Source organism: Chryseobacterium sp., from assembly GCF_008831505.1.
In the GTDB taxonomy this organism is placed as follows: Bacteria; Bacteroidota; Bacteroidia; order Flavobacteriales; family Weeksellaceae; genus Marnyiella.
On sequence record NZ_CP044507.1, the window covers coordinates 257387 to 279106 of the forward strand.

A 21720-nucleotide genomic window follows, 5' to 3' on the forward strand; every position below is an offset into this window, starting at 1 on the left:
AAAATTGATTATCGATTTTCAATAGAACCCAATTTAAAGTCCCGTATTGACACTCCTTCTGCTTTTATAAAGTCATCTAAAGAGTATTTTAAAGTCTTTATCAGTTGGTTGTCAGCATAAATATTTATTGTTTTGGACAAGGTTGGTAAAGTTGTTTGTTCTGAACTGTTTTTATGTGTGTAGATTTTTAAAGAAAAATATAAAACAGGTTCGCGGGTTTCAAAAGATTCAATGGGCTTTAATGAGTTTGCTAATATTCCTGTTTCATTTCTATTACTTGTAAGCTCCTGGGAAATCTTCATTAAGTCAGTGAAAGATGTATAATTAAACCCTCCTGCTTCATCTTTCCAATTGTTCGTTCCCATTGTATTTGTAACAACTGAAATATCCTTATCTCTCGTATCAACAATCTGTTCTAAATTTCCATTATTCACTTTTACAATACGAAGCCATATATTTTGATTGTATTTCTCAATGTCCCCTTCGTTTATTATCTCAATTTTCAACTTTTTTTGAATTTTTATTAAATCTGCTTTTTCATCTTCTAATTTCTTATTTTCTTTTTCCTGATATTTTGAAAAAACCTTTTGTGCGATTTCTGCATCTCTACTTTTCCAATTATTCAAAGCATTTTTCTTCTGCTGAGCAATCACGATTCCCCCAAATAAAATAGCACTAATTATCAAAATCCTTTTCATAGTTATTTTTTTAAAATTTCAAGAAGTATAGTAACCTGTCTCATGCTATCCGATAGTTGCTCTTGACTGGTTTTCAATCTTTCTGTTAGTTCTTTTTGTATTTCTTGATAGCCTTTTTGAAGTTCTATCATATTAGAAAACTCGCTATGCGAAATAGTAACATTTCCACTAATATTTCCATTAATGTTGCTGTTTACATTATTTCCTGAGCCATTATTATTAATGTTTTGGTTGTTGGTTTTTAGCATTTCACCTGATTCCGAAATAAACCACTCTGGATTCAAATCGGTATAAGTGTATAGTATTTTTTCAATAGTATCTGAGTTGAGTCCCGAGTTGTTTTTTATAGCTCTGCCAATTAAACCAACAGACAAACCAGCTTCAACAGTGATTTTATTGGGGTTTAACCCTTTGTAGGTCATGTAACTTTGCAATCTTTCAGTTATAGTCATCTTTAATTTTTTTTTTGTTTTTGAGATTAAAATATAGATATATTTCAATATTTATTTTATATTTGCAATACAAATATAGTAAAATATATACAAATAAGTATTTTTTTAGAACAAATTACAATAAAAATTTCAAAATGGAAGATTATAATAGACCAATTTGGCAATTGACCATAGGTGAATTTGTGGAAATTTTAGATGCCAGAAAACAAGAATCATCAGAAAACCCCACACAAGAAAAGGTATTTAATGAAAAGTATGTTTACGGTCTTTCTGGATTAGCAAGAATATTGGGATGCTCTAAAAATCATGCAGGAAAATTGAAAAGTAAGGGAATTTTTGATGAAGCCATCATTCAAAATGGGAGAAAAATTATCATTGATTCGGAAAAAGCATTAGAACTTTTTAAAGATAACAGCTGATGGAAAACATAACCCCACAAACACCTCTTTGCAATCTGACCGTAAAAGAATTTTTAGAGATATCTAAAAATTTAAATTCTGAAAATATGTATGAATACGGTTTAAAAGGTTTGGCAAAAATTCTGGGCTGTTCCATTTCAAAAGCATCCAAGATTAAATCTTCAGGAATTTTGGATGAAGCCATCATTCAGAAAGGAAACATCATCATCATCGACAAGAAAAAGGCTATAGAACTTTTTGCAAGCAGTTAGAAATGTATTACTTGGAACTTATCGACCGATTTTGGGACTTCAATCACAAGGCAAGACTTGGCTCTTCGGCAATTTCGCTCTATCTGTACCTTTTGAAATTAGGAAAGGACAACGATAGTTATAAGGTCGTTATTTCCGATGTTGCACTCGGTAATGCATTGGGAATAACTAGAAAAACCGTAAAACCGACCAAAGATAAACTTCGCGAGTTGGGTCTTGTTGAATTTGAGTCCAAAAGTGGATTTCCTTGTAATTACAGAATTCTGTTAAATTACTTATCTGATATTCCCATACTGGAGAAAATAGAGAAGGAAAAAATCGAAAAAGTACCAAGTTTGGAAATTGTTGAAAAACATGAAACTTTAAAGAGAAGCGATTCGTCCAAGGAAGTTGTTCCCAAAATCAGTAAATCTAGTGATAAAGTTTCCATTACTGATACTTCCAAAAGCAGCAAGTCAAAAATTATTCCCGAATTGGAAGAATTTATTCAGTTTGCAACAACTTTAGAGGATTATCAGCCTCTTTTGGACTCTGTAATTGAAGAAAAATATCATTCGTGGTTAGAAAACGACTGGCGGAATAGTTCTGGAAGACCCATTTCCAACTGGAAATCCTCATTAAAAAGTATCCTGCCCTATTTGAAGAATAGTCAAAATGATGATACAGTTTCCGTCGATTCCATTCCAAATATCAAACGACCGAAAACATCATGAAATCAATAAAAAGTCGATTTCATTTCTAACAAATCGTAAAAACTTAAAACAATGAAAATATCTGACTTAAAACCTGGTCAAAAAGTAACCATCAATAAAATATCTTACGAATATCTGGGTATCCAGAAAGTGAGGATCCCCAATATAGGAGAAGCCGAAAAAAGGGTGTTCAAAGCAACTGGTGTTGATTCCTACAAACACTACAATCTCATTGATGGAGACAAAACACTGAAAAGTGAGAAAATAAAACTAGTAAAGAAAACTGTTCGAACCAAATAATTACCATCTGAAATCAGGAAATAAGAAATCAGGAACATTAAGAATAGAAAATGTCTTTATCTGAAAAAGATTTGCGCCATGTCCGAAAGAAGTTTGAGGACAAGGGAGAAAAAGTTCCCGACAAGATTCGGCTGGGAAACCATTTCGTGGACGACTTTATTTTTGATGACCAACAAGCGGCGGACATCCCAATCAATGCGCTTCGAGTCATTTTCAATATCGTTGCAATTATCGGCAATGAACAGTTTCGTCCCGAAGACCGTCCGAAGCAACTTTCCCTATTTGATGAAGAATTTGAAACAGAAAATAACATTTTCGCCTCCATCAAAATCCGGAACAGTAAAATTTCTCCGAGTGGTTCCACAAAGCAGGTTGTGGATGCCTATGAGTTTCTCGCCAAATTTAAGATGGGATGGTACAAATCGCTTAATTCAAAAGGGAAAGAAATCAAAACATTTGGCGGACTTATTTCTACGCCAACCTATGACCAAAGAGGTTTTACCACATTTCTAATTAGCAGTTACTGGCTGAAAAAATTATTGGTTATTCCCGAATATAATTATGTACTCTATCATCTGGTGTATAATATCAGAAACAACAAACACATTATTTTCTCCATCTGGCTTTCAAAAATTCCCGAATCGGGAACAATGCTGAAGCTGGGTAATTTCAATAAAAAGTTTGGGTTAAATTATAAAAATACCAAAGATTTCTGCTTCAAATTTCTAAAGCCCATCAAAATCAATCTCGACAGATACAATAGTTTTTCTTTCCAATACAGGTATGAAAAGGATTCCATATTTATTGTTCCTATCTTAACCAAAGGATTTTCTCATCCATTTGAAGAAGCAAAAAAACTTATAGAATCAAACCAAGAGAATTTTAACCAAAGTCATAAAATTAACCGAAGATTGCTCTATTTCAAAAAACGATATAGATTAGACGAAGCCGAAACAGTCCAGTTTTTCCATCAATACGAAAATATACCGCAGACAAGGGAACTGATTGAAAGAGCCTTCAAGGAATTTATTAGGAACTGCAGAATGAGAAAGATAGCATCGACCGACTTTAAAGGTCAAAAATTTCTTATTGAAATTCAGGCACACATCAAGCATTTGTATAGAAATACAAAAATGGGAGAAATATTCCCTAATGGCTATCCGATGATTGTCTGATTTCGGAATTGCACTCACCACCAATTCGGAATTGCACTCACTAAAGTTAAAGAAATGTTAAAAATGAACAAAATAACAGCATCGAATTCGGAATTGCACTCACCCGAAGATTTAGAAAACACAAAAATTGTGGATAACCTAGCTGTTTTGTGGATAACTACGGTTATCAGAATAAATGGAAAAATCGATTCGGAATTGCACTCACCCCAAAACAGGCTTTATTTCGGAATTGCACTCACCCAAATTTCGGAATTGAACTCACTAGTTTTCGGAATTGAACTCACCGAAAAACACCATTAAATCCTTTGTGGCAAAAGAAGAATGCCGTTTGCTAAAAGTAATATAAAAATAAATTAAAAGTCTTTTTTATTTAAAAGGGAAATGTGGATAAGTAATTTGCATTAAAAGAAAAAAAATGAATTGCGAAAAAGTCAAGAAAAACGTCGGAATTCGGGCGGTTTTGGAGTCGTTCGGGCTGTTTCCGGTCAAAGAAAATCCGAAAACTGCGTTTTATTTTGCGTTGGACCGGGAGGAAAAAATTCCAAGTCTGGCGGTCGATTTTGTCAAAAACAAGGCGTTCGATTTTGGAAATGGAAAAAGTTACGATGTGATTTCAATTGTCCAACAGATAAAGAAATGTTCCGTTTCAGAAGCATTGAAATGCCTTTCAACATTGGATTTTAGAGTTCAAAATGAAATAAAATATCACGAAACTACTGGTCAAACATGCAATCAGATTTTAGAAATCAAAGAAATCCAGCATCCTGCATTAATTCAGTATCTGAAGTCCCGAAGAGTTTTTGAGCAAAAGCATAGGGTTAAGGAAATTCACTACGAATTGAAAGGAAGAAAATATTTCGGAATTGGATTTCAGAATAAGTCCGGAGGTTTTGAGATTCGCAATCCACAGTCAAAAATATGTTTGGGAAAAAAGGATGTGACGTTGATTGTTAATGATAACAATCTCAAGAACGAGATTCTCATATTTGAGGGCTTTTTCGATTATCTGACCTACCGAAATTTAGACAAATCAGATAATTCAAACTGTGATTACTTGACTTTAAATTCAACTGCAATGTTTTTCAAGGTGGAAGAAAAACTGAAACAATATGAGAAAATTTCACTTTTTCTAGACAATGATAAGAATGGGAAATCGGTTAAATTAAAAATTAAAAGTCAATACAAAAATGTAGAGGATTGCTCTTTAATTTATCATAATTTTAAGGACTTGAACGAGTGGTTTTGTAATATTTGATCAGTTTAAATCATTGGAGAAACCATTTTCCAATGAATTTCCTTTAGTTTTCCATTAACAACCACGTCCATTGATTAAGTTTCCCAACTGCGGTTGGGCTTTTACGTTTGCAAATGTAGGACGGCACCACCCACACAAAAAAATCTTTTTGGGTTTCTAAAAAAATTCTTTCCACAAGCTCCAACAATTTTTCCAGACACTCCTAAATCCTTCGGACAAAAAGATTTCAAGCCCGATTCGGAATTTTCTGCCTTTATCCAGCGGAACCGAATCGGGTTTTGTATGGATGGTGCCGTCCTATGTTCATGGGCAAAGAAAAAGCCGGAACCTCAGTTGTACGAATCAAATCAACCATAGACGTTCTTTGAAATCAACGGAAAAACAATAAAAATCCAGCAAAAAATACTGTTTTCTAACTTAATATAAAAAAAGAAAAATGCCGAGTGTCCTCGATACCAAATCAATTCACTCCCAACATTTGACCTTTGACAAAACAAAAATTAACAAAATATTAACATTTTAAAATTTAAGATTATGAACACAATCGTAGGTAGAATTACCAAAAATGCAGAAATCAACACCTTGAAAAACGATAAACAGGTCGTAAACTTTTCGGTAGCACCCAATGACTAAATTACTAAAAAAAGTGGAATTGAAAAGCATATGCGGCTAAATATTTAGGCTTTTCAATTCAAGACTTCATCCCGCATTTTGCCAATACAATGTTGAACTAAACCTTCGGTAGCTTTCTCAGCGCTATATTTAGTTACTTTGTAAAACTAATTAAAAATCAGTAAAATGGCAACAAAAAAAAGAGTGTAGAAGAGCTTAGAGAAAACAAGATCATCAATCAGGCAAAGCGCGAAGTTCCGGGATTTGCGGAGCTTTTGCATAGGTTTGAACGTACGGTTTCTGTATTGGGAAGAAGCCAAAGTACCTTTCAAAATTACTCCAGACACGTCGCTGCGGTGTCGCTACATTTCGGAAAAATTCCTACAGAATTGGATCCCGAGCAAATTCACGATTACCTTTTTTACCTTCAGAAAAAATCAAAATCACCTTCACAGTCGTATTTTAAACACACCGTTTACGGACTTCGATTTCTGCTTAAATCGGAAGGTTTGAGCTATGATTATTTGAGTCTTCCGGAAATTAAAAGAGAGAAAAAACTGCCTGTAGTGCTTAGTAAACAGGAGGTTTGGCAGATGTTGTCCGGCTGTAAACTTTTAAAACATAAAATTTTGATCGGCATTCTTTACGGCTGCGGATTGCGCTGTATGGAAGTTCGAAATCTCCGTTTGTGCGACTTAGATTTTGGTCGAAAACAACTCAAAGTGGTTCAGGGAAAAGGCAAAAAAGACCGCTATTTACCACTTTCCGAACATCTGATTCGTGGGCTCAAAAAGTATATCGAAGCGGAAAAACCGGAAGATTATCTCTTTGGAGAACCTCGTGGAGGGCGTGCTGGTGGCGATTTCGATTCCCGTTACTCCCAGCGCGGCGTTCAGTGGGCGGTAAAGCAGGCATCAAAAACGGCAAATATCCTGAAAGAAGTGAGTGTCCATACGCTTCGGCACAGTTTTGCGACGCATCTTCTGGAAGATGGGATGGATATTTTGAGCATCAAAAATCTTCTCGGTCACGAAAGTATCGATACCACGCTGGTTTATCTTCAAATTGCCCAGCTTTCAACCCAAAAACTCTTTTCACCGCTCGATACCCTTTTTTCAGAATTTGGGAAAAAATGAGCGGTTTAAAAACCTCAAAAAAACAGTCAGTTCAACCTCAATCTCAACCTCAATACGAAGTCGCCGATGTTTTAAACAAATTAGGTTCAAAATTGGAAGATTTAGGACTTAATTCTTGGCAATTACGAACACTTTCAGCGTTGAAAAAATGCCGTACCTCTGCTTTGGGTGGTCATATTGACGCTTGTGATGAATGTGGAAATGTAAGCATCAGTTACAACTCCTGCCGAAACCGTCATTGCCCAAAATGTCAGAGCAAAAACCGAGAGCAATGGATTGAAAATCGGGAAACCGAACTGCTTCCGGTACCTTATTTCCACGTGGTTTTTACGCTTCCTGATGTATTGAACAAAACCGCGCTTCACGAGCCCAAAATGTTGTACGATTTTTTATTTGAATCTGCCTGGGAAACGCTTCAAACGTTTGGTGAAAATCGAGGTTTAAAAATGGGAATGATTGCTGTTTTGCACACTTGGGGGCAGAATCTGAGCCTTCATCCGCATTTGCACTGCATTGTTCCGGGCGGTGGAGTGGATGAAAGCGGAGCTTGGAAAAATCTACGTTCAGACGGCAAATTTTTGTTTCCGGTAAAGGCTTTGAGTAAAGTTTTCAGGGCTAAATTTTGTGAGAAATTAAAAGATAAAAACTTTGAAGAGTATACCAAAATCAGGCAAAATCTGTGGGAAAAGTCTTGGGTTGTTTACGCCAAAAAGCCTTTTGGAAGCCCAAAATCTGTGGTAGAATATTTGGGCAGATACACGCATAAAATCGCCATCAGCAACCAGAGAATCAGGAAAATTGACGCGGAAACGGTAACTTTTTCTTACAAAGATTACCGCCAAAAAGGCATCAAAAAGCAGATGGTTTTGAGCCATGAAGAGTTTATCCGCCGTTTTGTGATGCATATTTTACCGAAAAGATTTGTAAAAATCCGTCATTATGGTTTTTTGAGCAGCACCTGGAAGCGTATCAAACTTAAAAATCTACAACAAAATTTAGGCATCCAGCCCAAAGAAAAGCTTCCGCCAAAAGCTTTTCAGCCGAAATGTACGTGTTGTAAAGATGGAAATCTTGTGACGATTGCCACGTTCGATCTACGAGGTCCGCCAAGTTGGTTTTTGGAGATGAGCCGAAATTTACCTGCTCCTAAATCTGCATTTTAGCGGATTTGGGTAAGGGAAATGTTAACCTAACGTGAAGGAAAGCACGATAAAACCAAGAAAAACTCGCCAAAATCACCCACAAAAAAAGAGACTCTTCTCAAAGTCTCTTGTATCTCTAAAAATCTTTTGTCGATAAACCCATAGTGTGGGAAAATACCCAACCAAAAGCTGCCGAAGGTTCCGTTCAACAGGGTTTTCATTGTTCGTGCTGCGCACGCAACGAAAACTTAGCTATTATCTGCCGTATTTTTCATTTCTTTTTAATACATACTTGTGAAATTCCTGTCCAGTAGCAAGTTCCAGAACCAAGTTTTTTGAACTGTTGCGAATGTAATTTTTTAAGATTTAATTGTTTGTCAATAATTGTGGCTAAAAATTGAGCCTTTCTTCGACATTCATTTGGTTCAATTGTTTTTGATTCACTTTCTGGATAGACTTCATCAAAACCCTTGTTAAGAATGATTTTATTTTCTGTCACTGTAAAATTTAGTATATCGCCATCTAGATAAAAGTCACCACAATTAATTTTGTCATCCTCATTTTTCAATTGTAATATTCCATTATTCTTAAGGTCATTTATAATTATTTTCGCAATATTCTTATTTATTCTCTTTGTTTTGGTTATGTCCCTTTTACTTTTTTGTTTATGAAATTTTGAATTGATAGTTCCAGAAAATTTTTTATTATTTTTTTCTCTTAATATTACATTTTGCTCTCTTCCACAAAATGATATTTCATAAATCCTATTTTGTGAACTTACAGTGTTAAATAAAAATATCAGAATTACTACAGCGAATCTCTTCATAATATGGCAGATAACGGTTACGTATTGGCGATGGTGCGGCTTTAACGCGGACTTTTTCTTATTATAAAATAATCTGCGGAATATCAAAAATAATTAAAATTGCGATTCCTCCGCGCTATTGCCAATACGATGTTATCTGGCGTTTTTATTTTCAATTAATTCTTTCAGCAAGTTTTCTAGAACTTCATTTCCGTTTTGTTGATAGATAATTCCGTGGTCACCATTTGCTATAGATTCAAAATGCCAATTCCTTGACTTGTTTGTGTTATATATTTTTTCTACATCATCAAACTTAAAAACAGAATCATCTTTTGTATGGATTTCATAAAAAGGTTTATCGAAATTGAAATTAATATTTCCAATCTCTAATTTAGGATTAGCAGAAATCGCATAAAAACCTGTAAAAATACTTGGTCTTTGAGAAGCAAACCAAAAAGTTGCTGTGCCACCATTTGACATTCCTCCCAAATAAATATTTTTTTTATCTATATTATAAGTAGATTTAACTTGAGTCAGAATTTTATAGATGTTCTGAAAAGCCTTTTTTTGATTCATCCAGCCAAAATCTTTCTTACCAAATGGATAAATAATTATGGAATTAAAATGGTCTGCAACTTTAAAAATTGGTTCTTGCGTTATTTCAGGTTTATCAAAATTGAAATTTTCTGTCGAATTAATTCCTCCGTGTAGATATATTATCGCTTTTGTAGGTTTATTAGCGTTGTAATTTTTGGGAACAAAGACTAAATATGGAACATTGATATTTTCCGCGCTTGAATAATATAATGCAAAGCCAGAATTGGCGGTATTAAATTTTGATCTTTTTTTTTGAATAGCATTCTTTGTTATAGTGGAAACCCATTTTTTAGATTTTGCTTCTTCAATTAATTTTTTATCTGCAAATTTATTTTGCATAGTGTTGATAATTGAAGCCCATTTTTCTGTGCTTTTTAATTCCTTGAAATTTTTATCTTTTTTAATAAAATCTATTTCTCCATCTTTTAATCCTAAACCTTTTTCAGCAGCAACATTAAGCCAGTTTAAAGCATCTTCGTCTTTTTTACAATTGACAGCAGAAAGAGAAGCATAGTAATAGTCGTATATGGTACCTTGATTACTATCTATTAATAGAGGTTTAAATATTTCATAAGCGTTACAAAAATCTTTTTTGCTTACAAATTCTTCTGCTTTCGCTATTTGTTGTTCATAATTTTGAGCAAAAGAGAAACTAATAAGTAAAGTTGCTAAAATTGTAAAAATTGTTCTTTTCATACTTTTTTTTAAAATGACAGATAACGTGCCGCGTATTGGCGATGGGCGGGATTTTTAGCACTGAACTTTAATCGAAGAACAGAAGTTGAATTTTGCACTTCCGTTGATACGAAGCCGTTCAGCCCGCCTATTGCCAATACGATGTTGTACGACGTAGTTATGTTTTGGGTTTTAGTCCAGCTAAATATTTTCGTATGTCATTTTCTAATTTATCCGGGTATTTGTACTCTAATTTTTTTGACAATTCAGTTCCTATTTCTGAAACTAAATCAGTCATTGAAAATAGAGCAGTCCAATTTTCCTTTATATCGCTCCCTGAAAATGTTTGTTCTGTTTTAGCCCACATTTCCTGGTTAAGATACTTTTTGAAAAGTCGTCCATATTTATTGGTCGTTATGTTCCAATTGTGTTCACTTGCAATGTGCCATTCAATTAAAGGAATTAGATATTCTGTGCGAATAACGGTTTCCGACATAAATTTCGCATAGAATATTTCATCTCTCACAAGACACTTTGCCACGTAAGTTGTGTCCCACCAAAAATCGTTTATTAGATTTTGAAACTCTTTTTCAGACGGTTTTTTGATAATGGAAATTTGATAAGTTGGTTTCAGCATTTGCTTTGTAATACCATCTTTATCAATTAAAATTTTATAACCAATATCCCAATCTTCTGGTAATTCTTTCTCTTGCGTTTCCTTTATAAATTTTGATTTGCTGTAAAGTTTAAAATCTACTTTCACACCGTCTTCATAAAGTAGCATTTTCATTGCGTGTTTATGGTTAAAACAACTTTCGTCTTCTTCAATCATAGCAATTGGATTTCCGAATTTAAGCGTCCAGCTTTTGTCTGAAATGTAATTTGTATTATCCTCAAAAACAAATTCAATGTCTAAATCACTAAATTCGTCAACAAGTGCTAAAGGATTTACAAGTGAACTTGTCAGAAGAAGAACTCTTACATCTTCGTTTTTCTCCGACCATTCTATAATTGTTCTTAACTTTTCTTCTCTGACTTTCATTTTGTTTGGTTCGGTTTTACTATGTCGTACAACGGGAAACGCATTGGCGAAGTGGCGGATAAATTGAGCCGAAAGTTCAATTTAGCAATAACGTAGCCGATGTGTTTCCAAAGAAGCTAATTTATTAAAAAAAAGCTGAATGTGGAACACATTCGGCGGATAAAAAAGCACGAAAGTTCAGTTTTGCACTTAACCCGCCATTTTGCCAATGCGATGTTATGTGTAGTTTTTTTGTATATTTGTCAGATGAAATTATCAGATTAGCATATTTACTTTACGCAACGTATAGGAAGAGAATAGTTTAGTACTATTCTTTGTCTCCTTATTGTCTTATTGTAAATTAAATATGTTAAATAATGAAAAATTTCTTCGAAAGTCCTTTTAAAGGAAAAATAATCAAAGACCACATAACTAATCCCAATATAATTTCGGGTAAATATTCTTATTATTCCGGTTATTATCACGGTCATTCATTTGATGATTGTGCTCGTTATCTGTTTCCGGACAGGAATGATGTCGATAAACTAATTATCGGTTCTTACTGCTCAATAGGGAGTGGTGCAAGTTTCATAATGGCAGGTAATCAAGGTCATAAATATGATTGGATTTCCAGTTTTCCATTTTTTTATATGTCTGAATTTGATGTTTTCAGTAAAAGCCAAGATGGATTTCAAAAAGCAGGAGATACAGTTGTTGGGAATGATGTTTGGATTGGTAGTGAAGCTATGATAATGCCAGGAGTTCAGATAGGAGATGGAGCTGTTATTGGCAGTCGTGCTTTGGTTACAAAAGATGTTGAACCTTATTCAATTGTAGGGGGAAATCCAGCCAAATTAATAAAAAAGAGATTTAGCGATGATGACATCCAAAAGTTGCAGGAAATGAAATGGTGGGAATGGGATGAGGAAAATCTTTTTGAAGCAATGCCAATTCTTTGTTCAAATAAAATCGATTTGTTGTACAAGTTTTTTAGAAAAATGAAATGATAAAAAGAAGGTTCCGGAATTCGGAGCCTTTTTGTTTTAACTGCGTTTGCGGCTAAAATTACACATAACGGGAAACGCATTGGCGAAGTGGCGGATAAATTGGACAAAAAGTTCAATTTAGCGAGAACGTAGCCGATGTGTTTCCACAGAGCTAACTTACAAATAAAAAGCGAATGTGGAACACATTCGGCGGAATAAAATGCAGAAACTTTCAATTTAGCACTTAACCTGCCATTTTGCCAATGCGATGTTATGTGAAGGAATTTTTAGTATCTTTGTATTCAAATAATTCACATTTTATGTATTTCAGCAAGCCTTGGTAATTAAAAATTAAAGTAAATTATTAAATCGTCTTTTTGAGACGGTTGCTATTTGGTACGTTAATTTTTAATTTAAAATAAGGTAATAATGAAAAATATAAAACCCTTAACTTTTCCGTTTAATTCGGAAAATAATACATCCATAAAACAAAGTCTTTTTCGATTTCGAGAATATTTTGATTCTTCTACAATTGTTGGTTTAGGCGAAAACTCACATTTCATAAAAGAGTTTTTTACATTCAGGCATCAAGTTATTGAGTTTTTAGTAACTGAATGTGATTTTGACACCTTGGCATTTGAGTTTGGTTTTTCTGAAGGATTAGAAGTTGATAAGTGGATAAAATCACAAATTCCATTCGACGATTTGGATAAGTTACTGTCACACTTTTATTATCCAAATGAGTTTAAAGATACTTTGCTATGGCTTCGTCGGTATAATCAAGACAATAATAATCAAATTACCTTTTTAGGTGTGGATATTCCTAAAAATGGAGGTTCTTATTTTCCAAACTTTCGTATTGTATCTGATTATTTGCAAAGACTTTCAATCGTTTCTTCTGATGTCTTACAGAAGATTTTAAATCTTGCTGAGAAATTTGATTTCTATTCGACTTCTCAGCTTGCGTTAAATTTATCGCTTTTTGATGAAGCTGAACATAATGAATTAAAAGCATTGCTATTAAAAGTTTACATTCGTTTGATTACTCTTCAACCAAAATTAGAAAGTTTAGAATTTCAATCGATAGTTCATCAAGTTAAAGGCTTGATTTATATGAATTATAATGCTGATGCTATGGAAAGTTTCATTACTGAAAGGGGAATTGAAGGAGATATGGGAGCAAAAGACCAGTATATGGCAGAAAGCATTGATTGGTTTTTGAAAAATTCACTTGGTAAAAAGATTATTTTGGTTGCCCACAATGCTCACATTCAAAAAACTCCGGTAGATTTTGATGGATTTATTAGTTGTTATCCAATGGGGCAAAGACTTTCGATGACTTTTGGAGAAAAATATAAAGCATTTGCAATAACTAATCTACGTGGAGAAACTGCGGCATTGTATCCTGATAATGATTATCAATTTGGCTTTAGGGTTGATAAATTTCCACTTGATTTTCCAGAGTCGGATTCTGTTGAATTTATTATGCAAGAATTTGGAGGAAAAGAATGCTGTTTACTAATGAACAGAAGTACGGAATTAAAAAATTGTAATAAGATTCGATTTGATTCGATGTGCCTAAAAACTGAAATAGAAGAAGCTTTTGACGGAATTTTTCTAATAGAAAAATCAACTGTTTCAGAAGTAGTGGATTGAGAATTTATAAATTTAATTTCGAAACGGCACTTTCTTTTTGGAGGTGCCGTTTTATTCTTTCACATAACGTTTGGCAAATTGGCGATGGAGCCGACTTTTAGCACAAATGTTGAATAGAATTACTAATCTTCAACATTGCACAAAAGTTCAATAGAAGTACTTCACCGGCTCTATTGCCAATTTGTTTGTTATGTGCCGTTTTATTCCATTTTATACATTTAACAATTGCTGAAACGTAAAGTCGGGTTTAAACATTTCAATTTCGTTTTGAGTTGATTCTTCTTGTGCTTCTTTGCCATAGATAAACATTTGCTGTTCATAATTTTTAACAGCCTCTTCAATGCTATTAAATTTTCCATCGGCTAGATTATCAGACAATATCAAGGCATCCACCAACCCACTATTTACTCCCTGCCCTGCAAAAGGCGGCATCAAATGTGCGGCATCCCCAATCATTGTTATGGGTAATGGGCGCTTGCTTTTCCAAGGCTTTTCTAAAGGAAATATCCGTGTAGCCAATCCTACAAATGACAACGTCGTATGAATCAATTCTTTGTAGCGTTCGTCCCAATCGGAAAATTCTTTCAGAAGAAAATCAACGACACTATTTCTGTTTTGAAAATCTACCTGCGTTTGGTTTTTCCATTCATCAGGTGTTTTAAAACTTATTCCAAAATGCAATGCACCATTATTATTGGGGTTAGCAAATAATAAATTACCTTGGTGAGATGCCATTAGCCGGTTTCCATTGCATAGCTGAAAAAATCCAGGACAGTTTATCTCTGGTTGATGAATATCGGCTTGTATATTGAAAGTACCTGTTTCTTCAACTTCCGTGTCGGTAACAAATTTTCTTACCTTGGACATCCCGCCATTGGCAAGAATAACCAAATCTGCTGTTTCACTCGGTTTATTCTCAAAAGTTAGTGTCCACTTCTTCTTACCAGGTTCAAGCATAACAAGTTTTCTATCCCAAATAACCGTGTCGTTTTCTAAACTATTCAACAAGATAGCCCTTAAGTCATTTCTGTTTATTTCAGGATTGTCAAATCGATTTTCGGGCTTTACATTTTTTGTGGATAAAATATTGCCTTTTTCATCAGCAATATTTACACCCATTGGTAAGGCTAAGTCATAATAAGTTTGTAACAATCCCGCTTTTTTCATTGCTTCCTGACCTGAACCTTTGTGTAGGTCAAGGGTTCCACCAAAAATTCTTGCCTCTCGGTCGTTGTCTCTTTCGTAAACTGAAACGTCTATGCCGTTTTGCTGTAATAATTTTGCCATAGTCAGTCCAACGGGTCCACCACCAATTATTGCAACGTTCTTATCACTAAGTAAATTCATTTGTTTGTCTGTATCTATTCGCATTGTCATTCAAAAATGGCACATAACGGTCAAGTATAAGCGTAGTGCGGGATTTCGGAGCAATTCACTGTCCGCCCACCACAAAGTTTCTTAGGAGCAAAAATGCTCAAATTTAGCAGTTCAGCCCGCATTACGCTTATACAATGTTGGCGGTAGTTTTTTTTATTCAATTCTCCTTAATACCCCCTTTAATTTTGCTTCAACTCCAAGATTATCAAAAAGTTTTTCAGTCAATGTTAATGTCTTCTTGAAAGCTGTTTTAATATCTGTCGGATCTAATTCTGATGTTGTCTCCTGAAATAACGAATACCAATCTGGGTCTATGTCTTTTTCCAAGCTTTTTGTTGGACTTTCCCAATGTTTGGTTTGGTATGTTTCAATTCTTATTAACCAAAGTAAATATTTTTGAACATTTGATAAGCTTTGGTAAGCGTGAGCAAATTCCTGTCGTTTAATTAAGTTGCTTGTTGTAAGTAAAACATTCAACAATGATTGGCTCAACCACAGGATATTTTCATTTGTTGTTCGATCAGGTACTTTAGTTTTTATTTCTTTGAGCGTGTTAGTCAATAAATCTTCTTTATCTACTAAAATCATCTTGTCAAAGTCGCTAAACTCTACCAAACCGTCCCACGATTTGATAACTTCCATTTGGTCGTTTGTCAAAAAATGAAACTCCCCCCTTATCATATTTTCAAAAATGGCAACTTCACTTCCATACTCGTTGGTAAAATATAATGCCAAAGGATGAATTTGGCTTACCCAATTTTCAGCGGAAAAATTTTCTTTATCCTTCAAGAAGATGTAGAATTCAATATCTGAATATTTGTCCCCTTCATTTTTGGTAAATGACCCGTACATAAATACGGCAGAAATATTTTTATCATTTTGAGCTATTGACTTTGTTTTGTCAATCATTTGTAACTGTGTCATTTTCTAATTTTTTAATATTAACAATCGCCCTTTCTACTTTGCGTATTAAAGGATATTTCAATTCTTATTCTATCTTACAGTTACTTATAGCTTCATTTTCTTGAATGTTTTTCGTTGTTAATTGTTTCTTCAAATTACCGCCAACACTCAAATATATGAATATTTATGAATCAAGCATCATAAAATCGTAATTTTTTTTGAATCTTTATTAAGTATTTGTATATTAATATTTTATAGCTATATTTGGATTGCGTATTTTAAATTATTGGCGGCGGATAACATCCAACGCCATCTGATTTTAGCTTTTTTTAATATATAAAAAATACGCAGTGGTGGTATGGATTTTTCAGACAAAAGATTTCAGTTTTCCTCCGGAACTCACAACGGCTCCAACGTTATTTGGGTGCAGTTTGAAAAAGACCGGCAGCTCATTTCCTTTCTGCGCGAACACACAAAAGCACGGTGGTCCGCCTCACAAAAAAAATGGTATGTTACCGATAACAGGCACTACCGCAAACTTTTTGGGCTGCCCGAGAAAATAACCGGCAAGGCAGTACTCTCCAAAATTCACCTTGTCAATTTGCCGGAGTTCCAGCGTTTCCAGGAACATCTCCTGCTGAAGCGGTACAGTCAAAATACCTTACGCACTTACAGCATAGAATTTGCACAGTTGCTCTACATCCTAAAAAGTTATCCCGTGCAGGAGCTTTCTCCCGAACGTTTGCGGTCTTATTTCCTCTACTGCCACGAAAAACTGAAACTCTCGGAAAGCGAAATCCACAGCCGCATGAATGCCGTAAAGTTTTATTTTGAGCAAGTGCTCCACCGCCAAAAAATGTTTTTCGACATTCCGCGCCCAAAGAAAAAGCTGCTGCTTCCCAAAATGCTCAGCAAAGCTGAAATCAAGAAAATAATAGCTGCCACACTAAATCTCAAACATTCACTTGTTCTGAAAGTGTGTTACGGCATGGGGCTCCGTGTGAGTGAAGTGGTAGCGTTAAAACTTTCCGATATCGACAGTGCGGAAATGCTGGTGCGCATCGAACAGGGGAAAGGTAAAAAAGACCGCATCGCCGTACTTCCCCAAAGCTTACTGCCCGAATTGCGGGAATATTACCTGAGCTACCGCCCAAAGGTTTACCTTTTCGAGGGTAAAGAAGGCGAGGCATATTCTGTACGGTCTGCGCAGGCGGTATTTAGGAAGGCGATGGAAAAGGCAGGCATTCGCAAGAAAGTCGGTATTCACGGATTGCGCCACAGTTTTGCCACTCACTTAATGGAAACAGGAACCGATATCCGCTTTATTCAGGAGCTCCTTGGGCATAATTCCATTAAAACCACCCAAATCTACACGCATGTGACAGACCTTTCAAAGTCCAGGATAAAAAGTCCGCTGGATTCTTTATAATTTTTTTCTAAAACGGCTGTTCTTTCCTGTTTAAAAGTGTTTCTCCATTTTGATATTTGCTCTTTCGTAAACTCCACTTTCAAGTTCAACTTCTTCAAACCCATATTTTCTAAATAAATGAATAGCCGATTGCAACGTTGTGTTTGAGTATAAAATAAGTATCGTTATTTGTTTTTGTTTGGCAATATTTAAGCAATGTTCAATCAATATTGTCCCAATACCGTGTCCCTGTGCTTTGTCGCTGACAGCCAATTTACCTAATTCGTAAACCGTTTCACTTTTCTTTAACAGTGAGGCTGTACCAACAATTTCACCATTGAGTTTAGCATAATAAATATGGCCGCCTTTGTCTATGATATGCTTTTGGGGATCTGAAAGTGATGCAACATCACCTTCTTCTATACGAAAATATTTTTCAAGCCACTCGTAATTCAGTGTCTTAATTGGTTCAGATAACTCTTCTGAAAATTCTATGATATCAACCAAGTTTTTTTTACTCATTTGCCGGACAATTACATTTATAGATTTTTTTAAATCGACTGTTCTTCCCTGCTTACATCACTTCTTCCACAGTATAGATCCAATTTAAAACCAAAAATAAATTGGAGAAATAACAGATTTATTATAGATTTTTCTATTTTTTTAAAGAAATTAATAACTTAAAGATCCGCTGAACTAAAGCTTCGGCAGCTTTAACAACCGCCTAAATCTGTAACTTTGTAAAATTAACTAAAAACGGGTAAACCGCCCAAAAAAGAGACTCTTTCAGAAATCCCCTGTAAATCTCTAAAATCCTTCGCCGATAAACCCATAATGCTGAAAAAAAACTCCCGAAGCTTCCGTTAAATAGGGTATCACTGTTCGTTATTCGCACGCAACAAGAACTTAGCTGTTGAACTAAACCTCCGGTAGCTTTTCCCATTTGCCGTTTTAGTAACTTTGTTTTTATTAACCTTTTAAAAACTCATGAAATGGCTAAAAAAAAAAATCTACGGAGGATTTAAGGACCAACTATATAGCTCCAACAGATAATTGTATTCATGATGGCTCCACAGTTAATACAAAGAGTTTGGATATTGTTATGACGTATTTGGGACATTTTAAAATTTAATCTGATTCTCCGCAAACACACCTAATATTTTTAGTATATTAGCGCTCAAAAAGCAGGGATTATGAACATATTCAGTTTTACGGCTCATTTCGGTTCGGAGGAAGATTGTCGTTTGCATTTCAAGGAGCAGCGTGATAAGGAAGGGGTTGTCTGCAAGCGATGCGGGGGCACTTCCCATTATTGGTTACAGGGTAAATGGAGTTATGAATGCAAAGGTTGCCGTTTCCGCACCTCGTTGCGCAGCGGTACGATCATGGAGAGCTCCAAGCTGCCGTTTCTGGTGTGGTACAAAACGATGTTCCTGATGAGTTGCACAAAAAAGGGATTCTCCACCAACGAACTCCAGAAGCAATTAGGATTGAAGCGTTACGAACCGGTATGGGCGATGGTACACAAACTCCGCAGGGCGATGGGCAACCGGGATGCAAGGTATACACTGGAAGGGATGATAGAACTGGATGAGGGTTACTTTTCGGTGGCCAGTAAGGAAATCGAGCGAGGCAAGGGTACACGTGGCCGGGGAGCCGAGGGAAAGCAGAACGTTGCGGTGATGGCCGAAAGCACCCCGTTGGAAGATATCGAAACGGGCAAAAAGGAGAAGCATGTGCGTTATTTCAAGGCCAGGGTACTGGATAGCCATCAAAGTGAAGGAATCAACGGCGTGGTCAGGGACTGCATGGAGGATGATGCCATCGTATTTTCGGACAAAAGCACTTCTTACGTTGACATCTCCGATCTGGTGGAATTGCACGTCACCGAGAAATCAGACGCCAAAACCACCAAGGAAACACTCAAATGGGTGCATATCGCAATCAGTAATGCAAAACGGACATTGCTGGGCAACTACCATAAAATCAAAAGGAAATACTTACAGTTGTATCTCAACGAGTTTATTTACAAATTAAACAGACGGTATTTTGGAGACAAACTCTTTGACAGAATAGTAATTGCGAATATAACAGGTGCATAAACGGATAATCAGAATCTTTAAACATCCTAATTAACTACCTGCGGATTTTAGGTATTATTATAGAAGCCCCCATGAATAAATCGCTCATCATTTTCGGCATCGTCAACATAACCTCGGACAGTTTCTCCGATGGAGGCCGGTATCTGGCGCCAGACGCAGCCATTGCGCAGGCGCGTAAGCTGATGGCCGAGGGGGCAGATGTGATCGACCTCGGTCCGGCATCCAGCAATCCCGACGCCGCGCCTGTTTCGTCCGACACAGAAATCGCGCGTATCGCGCCGGTGCTGGACGCGCTCAAGGCAGATGGCATTCCCGTCTCGCTCGACAGTTATCAACCCGCGACGCAAGCCTATGCCTTGTCGCGTGGTGTGGCCTATCTCAATGATATTCGCGGTTTTCCAGACGCTGCGTTCTATCCGCAATTGGCGAAATCATCTGCCAAACTCGTCGTTATGCATTCGGTGCAAGACGGGCAGGCAGATCGGCGCGAGGCACCCGCTGGCGACATCATGGATCACATTGCGGCGTTCTTTGACGCGCGCATCGCGGCGCTGACGGGTGCCGGTATCAAACGCAACCGCCTTGTCCTTGATCCCGGCATGGGGTTTTTTCTGGGGGCTGCTCCCGAAACCTCGCTCTCGGTGCTGGCGCGGTTCGATGAATTGCGGCTGCGCTTCGATTTGCCGGTGCTTCTGTCTGTTTCGCGCAAATCCTTTCTGCGCGCGCTCACAGGCCGTGGTCCGGGGGATGTCGGGGCCGCGACACTCGCTGCAGAGCTTGCCGCCGCCGCAGGTGGAGCTGACTTCATCCGCACACACGAGCCGCGCCCCTTGCGCGACGGGCTGGCGGTATTGGCGGCGCTGAAAGAAACCGCAAGAATTCGTTAACTTTTCGGTGGCCAGTAAGGAAATCGAGCGAGGCAAGGGTACACGTGGCCGGGGAGCCGAGGGAAAGCAGAACGTTGCGGTGATGGCCGAAAGCACCCCGTTGGAAGATATCGAAACGGGCAAAAAGGAGAAGCATGTGCGTTATTTCAAGGCCAGGGTACTGGATAGCCATCAAAGTGAAGGAATCAACGGCGTGGTCAGGGACTGCATGGAGGATGATGCCATCGTATTTTCGGACAAAAGCACTTCTTACGTTGACATCTCCGATCTGGTGGAATTGCACGTCACCGAGAAATCAGACGCCAAAACCACCAAGGAAACACTCAAATGGGTGCATATCGCAATCAGTAATGCAAAACGGACATTGCTGGGCAACTACCATAAAATCAAAAGGAAATACTTACAGTTGTATCTCAACGAGTTTATTTACAAATTAAACAGACGGTATTTTGGAGACAAACTCTTTGACAGACTAGTAATTGCGAATATAACAGGTGCATAAACGGATAATCAGTAAATTTAATAATAAATTGGAAAAGGAAAAAGACATATTAGACAATCTTGAACTACGTTCAGAAAACGTGCAGGATATTCTCACGCAGCCGCCACATTGGATGATTCGATGGGGAAACACGGTAATTTTCGTCATTCTCCTGATGGTTCTCTTGATGAGTTATGTAATTAAATATCCTGAGTTTATACCTGCCCCCATAGTCGTAACTTCCAAAAATCCACCTGAAAAACTTGAAGCAAGAACAAATTCTAAAATTGAAAAAATTTTAGTGAAAGATCATCAGTCTGTAAATAAAAATCAAGTCATGATGGTGCTTCAGTCAGCTGCTGATTACAAGGATATTCTAGCTCTAAAAGATATAGTTGATTCAATGTCATCATCACAAGTTCTCTACTTCCCTACTCAACAGGCATCAACCTTCAAACTTGGCGAAATACAGGGAGAATACAATAGTTTTGCAAAAGCATTGCAGGATGAAAAACTTTTTACTCGTCTTAAGCCCTATGCTCCTGAAAATATTGCAGCAAACCAAAGTCTTGGGGAATACAGGGCAAGGATTGCTACATTACAACAGCAGCGGAACTTAGAAGTTACAAAATTTGACCTTACCAAAAAAAATACTTGCGCTCCCAAGAATTGTTCAATCAAGGTGTAATT

At 36.5% G+C, this 21720-nt stretch carries 23 protein-coding genes and 1 pseudogene; 16 read left to right on the top strand and 8 right to left on the bottom strand.

What is annotated here, in order from left to right; all coding sequences use genetic code 11:
• Positions 1 to 8 precede the first annotated feature (8 nt).
• Both F7R58_RS01180 and F7R58_RS01185 read right to left on the bottom strand, forming a co-directional pair.
• The gene (locus F7R58_RS01180; RefSeq protein ID WP_024564038.1) at positions 9 to 698 is read right to left on the bottom strand and encodes a hypothetical protein; all 690 of its coding nucleotides are present in this window, start codon (positions 696 to 698) and stop codon (positions 9 to 11) included.
• A gap of 2 nt (positions 699 to 700) precedes the next feature.
• Positions 701 to 1150 carry a hypothetical protein gene (locus F7R58_RS01185; RefSeq protein WP_133159943.1) on the bottom strand — a complete coding sequence of 150 codons (450 nt, stop codon included), beginning with the start codon at positions 1148 to 1150 and terminating at the stop codon, positions 701 to 703.
• 134 nt (positions 1151 to 1284) lie between these two features.
• On the opposite strand from F7R58_RS01185, the gene F7R58_RS01190 reads away from it, so the two are divergent.
• The 9 genes from F7R58_RS01190 (at position 1285) to F7R58_RS01230 (ending at position 8153) form a co-directional block, all read left to right on the top strand.
• Positions 1285 to 1569 carry a DUF3853 family protein gene (locus tag F7R58_RS01190; RefSeq protein WP_024564040.1) on the top strand — a complete coding sequence of 95 codons (285 nt, stop codon included), beginning with the start codon at positions 1285 to 1287 and terminating at the stop codon, positions 1567 to 1569.
• Positions 1569 to 1820 carry a DUF3853 family protein gene (locus F7R58_RS01195; RefSeq protein ID WP_024564041.1) on the top strand — a complete coding sequence of 84 codons (252 nt, stop codon included), beginning with the start codon at positions 1569 to 1571 and terminating at the stop codon, positions 1818 to 1820. The genes F7R58_RS01190 and F7R58_RS01195 overlap by 1 nt, the downstream gene beginning before the upstream one ends.
• Before the next feature lie 11 nt (positions 1821 to 1831).
• Positions 1832 to 2533 (top strand): hypothetical protein, encoded by a 702-nt coding sequence (locus tag F7R58_RS01200; protein WP_133159944.1) that lies wholly within the window; start codon positions 1832 to 1834, stop codon positions 2531 to 2533.
• 51 nt (positions 2534 to 2584) lie between these two features.
• Complete coding sequence (locus F7R58_RS01205) at positions 2585 to 2812, top strand: hypothetical protein (protein WP_024564043.1); 228 nt, start codon at positions 2585 to 2587, stop codon at positions 2810 to 2812.
• 50 nt (positions 2813 to 2862) lie between these two features.
• Positions 2863 to 3987, top strand: coding sequence for a hypothetical protein (locus F7R58_RS01210; RefSeq protein WP_024564044.1), 1125 nt, complete (start codon positions 2863 to 2865; stop codon positions 3985 to 3987).
• 415 nt (positions 3988 to 4402) lie between these two features.
• Positions 4403 to 5242, top strand: coding sequence for a toprim domain-containing protein (locus F7R58_RS01215; RefSeq protein WP_158063195.1), 840 nt, complete (start codon positions 4403 to 4405; stop codon positions 5240 to 5242).
• Between the two features lie 534 nt (positions 5243 to 5776).
• Positions 5777 to 5875: a single-stranded DNA-binding protein gene (locus F7R58_RS01220; protein WP_228460372.1), complete on the top strand. Its 99-nt coding sequence runs from the start codon at positions 5777 to 5779 to the stop codon at positions 5873 to 5875.
• A gap of 488 nt (positions 5876 to 6363) precedes the next feature.
• Complete coding sequence (locus F7R58_RS01225; RefSeq protein ID WP_214649561.1) at positions 6364 to 6990, top strand: tyrosine-type recombinase/integrase; 627 nt, start codon at positions 6364 to 6366, stop codon at positions 6988 to 6990.
• Positions 6987 to 8153: an IS91 family transposase gene (locus F7R58_RS01230; RefSeq protein WP_024564049.1), complete on the top strand. Its 1167-nt coding sequence runs from the start codon at positions 6987 to 6989 to the stop codon at positions 8151 to 8153. The genes F7R58_RS01225 and F7R58_RS01230 overlap by 4 nt, the downstream gene beginning before the upstream one ends.
• Before the next feature lie 250 nt (positions 8154 to 8403).
• Here the strand turns inward: F7R58_RS01230 and F7R58_RS01235 are convergent, their stop codons facing one another.
• The 3 genes from F7R58_RS01235 to F7R58_RS01245 form a co-directional block, all read right to left on the bottom strand.
• Positions 8404 to 8958 carry a hypothetical protein gene (locus tag F7R58_RS01235; protein WP_024566454.1) on the bottom strand — a complete coding sequence of 185 codons (555 nt, stop codon included), beginning with the start codon at positions 8956 to 8958 and terminating at the stop codon, positions 8404 to 8406.
• Positions 8959 to 9090: 132 nt separating this feature from the next.
• A complete protein-coding gene (locus F7R58_RS01240) occupies positions 9091 to 10230 on the bottom strand; it encodes a prolyl oligopeptidase family serine peptidase (protein ID WP_069148669.1) in 1140 nt (379 codons plus the stop codon).
• Positions 10231 to 10387: 157 nt separating this feature from the next.
• Entirely contained in the window at positions 10388 to 11251 is an 864-nt protein-coding gene (locus F7R58_RS01245) for an aminoglycoside 6-adenylyltransferase AadS (RefSeq protein WP_003013318.1), read from the bottom strand.
• 356 nt (positions 11252 to 11607) lie between these two features.
• On the opposite strand from F7R58_RS01245, the gene catB reads away from it, so the two are divergent.
• Complete coding sequence (catB, locus tag F7R58_RS01250; RefSeq protein ID WP_035589996.1) at positions 11608 to 12237, top strand: type B chloramphenicol O-acetyltransferase; 630 nt, start codon at positions 11608 to 11610, stop codon at positions 12235 to 12237.
• 408 nt (positions 12238 to 12645) lie between these two features.
• A complete protein-coding gene (gene ere(D), locus F7R58_RS01255; RefSeq protein ID WP_095073170.1) occupies positions 12646 to 13872 on the top strand; it encodes an EreD family erythromycin esterase in 1227 nt (408 codons plus the stop codon).
• Positions 13873 to 14082: 210 nt separating this feature from the next.
• Here the strand turns inward: ere(D) and F7R58_RS01260 are convergent, their stop codons facing one another.
• Both F7R58_RS01260 and lnu(I) read right to left on the bottom strand, forming a co-directional pair.
• Positions 14083 to 15249 (bottom strand): tetracycline-inactivating monooxygenase Tet(X2), encoded by a 1167-nt coding sequence (locus F7R58_RS01260; protein WP_008651082.1) that lies wholly within the window; start codon positions 15247 to 15249, stop codon positions 14083 to 14085.
• Positions 15250 to 15402: 153 nt separating this feature from the next.
• Positions 15403 to 16173: a lincosamide nucleotidyltransferase Lnu(I) gene (gene lnu(I) / locus F7R58_RS01265; protein WP_008992950.1), complete on the bottom strand. Its 771-nt coding sequence runs from the start codon at positions 16171 to 16173 to the stop codon at positions 15403 to 15405.
• Between the two features lie 337 nt (positions 16174 to 16510).
• On the opposite strand from lnu(I), the gene F7R58_RS01270 reads away from it, so the two are divergent.
• On the top strand, positions 16511 to 17581 hold the full coding sequence (locus F7R58_RS01270) for a tyrosine-type recombinase/integrase (protein WP_024567409.1): 1071 nt from the start codon (positions 16511 to 16513) through the stop codon (positions 17579 to 17581).
• A 30-nt stretch (positions 17582 to 17611) separates the two neighbouring features.
• On the opposite strand, the gene F7R58_RS01275 is transcribed toward F7R58_RS01270, so the two are convergent.
• Positions 17612 to 18082: a GNAT family N-acetyltransferase gene (locus F7R58_RS01275; RefSeq protein WP_024565583.1), complete on the bottom strand. Its 471-nt coding sequence runs from the start codon at positions 18080 to 18082 to the stop codon at positions 17612 to 17614.
• 671 nt (positions 18083 to 18753) lie between these two features.
• Here F7R58_RS01275 and F7R58_RS01280 point away from each other — a divergent pair.
• The 4 genes and pseudogenes from F7R58_RS01280 to F7R58_RS13000 all read left to right on the top strand — a co-directional run bounded on the left by F7R58_RS01280 (position 18754) and on the right by F7R58_RS13000 (position 21718).
• The gene (locus F7R58_RS01280) at positions 18754 to 19662 is read left to right on the top strand and encodes an IS1595-like element ISBbi1 family transposase (protein ID WP_095073168.1); all 909 of its coding nucleotides are present in this window, start codon (positions 18754 to 18756) and stop codon (positions 19660 to 19662) included.
• Between the two features lie 71 nt (positions 19663 to 19733).
• The gene (sul2, locus tag F7R58_RS01285; protein WP_001043260.1) at positions 19734 to 20549 is read left to right on the top strand and encodes a sulfonamide-resistant dihydropteroate synthase Sul2; all 816 of its coding nucleotides are present in this window, start codon (positions 19734 to 19736) and stop codon (positions 20547 to 20549) included.
• 1 nt (position 20550) lies between these two features.
• Positions 20551 to 21051, top strand: a pseudogene (locus F7R58_RS01290) (IS1595-like element ISBbi1 family transposase); the annotation flags it as partial.
• A 28-nt stretch (positions 21052 to 21079) separates the two neighbouring features.
• Positions 21080 to 21718, top strand: a complete 639-nt coding sequence (locus F7R58_RS13000) for a hypothetical protein (protein ID WP_214649541.1) — start codon at positions 21080 to 21082, stop codon at positions 21716 to 21718.
• Positions 21719 to 21720: the final 2 nt, after the last annotated feature.

What these genes read in the sequence shown, in the direction of transcription:
- F7R58_RS01210 (WP_024564044.1), top strand. Translation starts at nt 2,863, where the DNA reads ATGTCTTTATCTGAAAAAGATTTGCGCCATGTCCGAAAGAAGTTTGAG.
- F7R58_RS01270 (WP_024567409.1), top strand. Translation starts at nt 16,511, where the DNA reads ATGGATTTTTCAGACAAAAGATTTCAGTTTTCCTCCGGAACTCACAAC.
- F7R58_RS01260 (WP_008651082.1), bottom strand. Translation starts at nt 15,249, where the DNA reads ATGACAATGCGAATAGATACAGACAAACAAATGAATTTACTTAGTGAT.
- F7R58_RS01240 (WP_069148669.1), bottom strand. Translation starts at nt 10,230, where the DNA reads ATGAAAAGAACAATTTTTACAATTTTAGCAACTTTACTTATTAGTTTC.
- F7R58_RS01275 (WP_024565583.1), bottom strand. Translation starts at nt 18,082, where the DNA reads ATGAGTAAAAAAAACTTGGTTGATATCATAGAATTTTCAGAAGAGTTA.
- F7R58_RS01195 (WP_024564041.1), top strand. Translation starts at nt 1,569, where the DNA reads ATGGAAAACATAACCCCACAAACACCTCTTTGCAATCTGACCGTAAAA.
- F7R58_RS01245 (WP_003013318.1), bottom strand. Translation starts at nt 11,251, where the DNA reads ATGAAAGTCAGAGAAGAAAAGTTAAGAACAATTATAGAATGGTCGGAG.
- F7R58_RS01280 (WP_095073168.1), top strand. Translation starts at nt 18,754, where the DNA reads ATGAACATATTCAGTTTTACGGCTCATTTCGGTTCGGAGGAAGATTGT.
- sul2 (WP_001043260.1), top strand. Translation starts at nt 19,734, where the DNA reads ATGAATAAATCGCTCATCATTTTCGGCATCGTCAACATAACCTCGGAC.
- F7R58_RS01215 (WP_158063195.1), top strand. Translation starts at nt 4,403, where the DNA reads ATGAATTGCGAAAAAGTCAAGAAAAACGTCGGAATTCGGGCGGTTTTG.
- F7R58_RS01230 (WP_024564049.1), top strand. Translation starts at nt 6,987, where the DNA reads ATGAGCGGTTTAAAAACCTCAAAAAAACAGTCAGTTCAACCTCAATCT.
- F7R58_RS01180 (WP_024564038.1), bottom strand. Translation starts at nt 698, where the DNA reads ATGAAAAGGATTTTGATAATTAGTGCTATTTTATTTGGGGGAATCGTG.
- F7R58_RS01190 (WP_024564040.1), top strand. Translation starts at nt 1,285, where the DNA reads ATGGAAGATTATAATAGACCAATTTGGCAATTGACCATAGGTGAATTT.
- F7R58_RS01220 (WP_228460372.1), top strand. Translation starts at nt 5,777, where the DNA reads ATGAACACAATCGTAGGTAGAATTACCAAAAATGCAGAAATCAACACC.
- F7R58_RS01205 (WP_024564043.1), top strand. Translation starts at nt 2,585, where the DNA reads ATGAAAATATCTGACTTAAAACCTGGTCAAAAAGTAACCATCAATAAA.
- F7R58_RS01185 (WP_133159943.1), bottom strand. Translation starts at nt 1,150, where the DNA reads ATGACTATAACTGAAAGATTGCAAAGTTACATGACCTACAAAGGGTTA.
- F7R58_RS01235 (WP_024566454.1), bottom strand. Translation starts at nt 8,958, where the DNA reads ATGAAGAGATTCGCTGTAGTAATTCTGATATTTTTATTTAACACTGTA.
- catB (WP_035589996.1), top strand. Translation starts at nt 11,608, where the DNA reads ATGAAAAATTTCTTCGAAAGTCCTTTTAAAGGAAAAATAATCAAAGAC.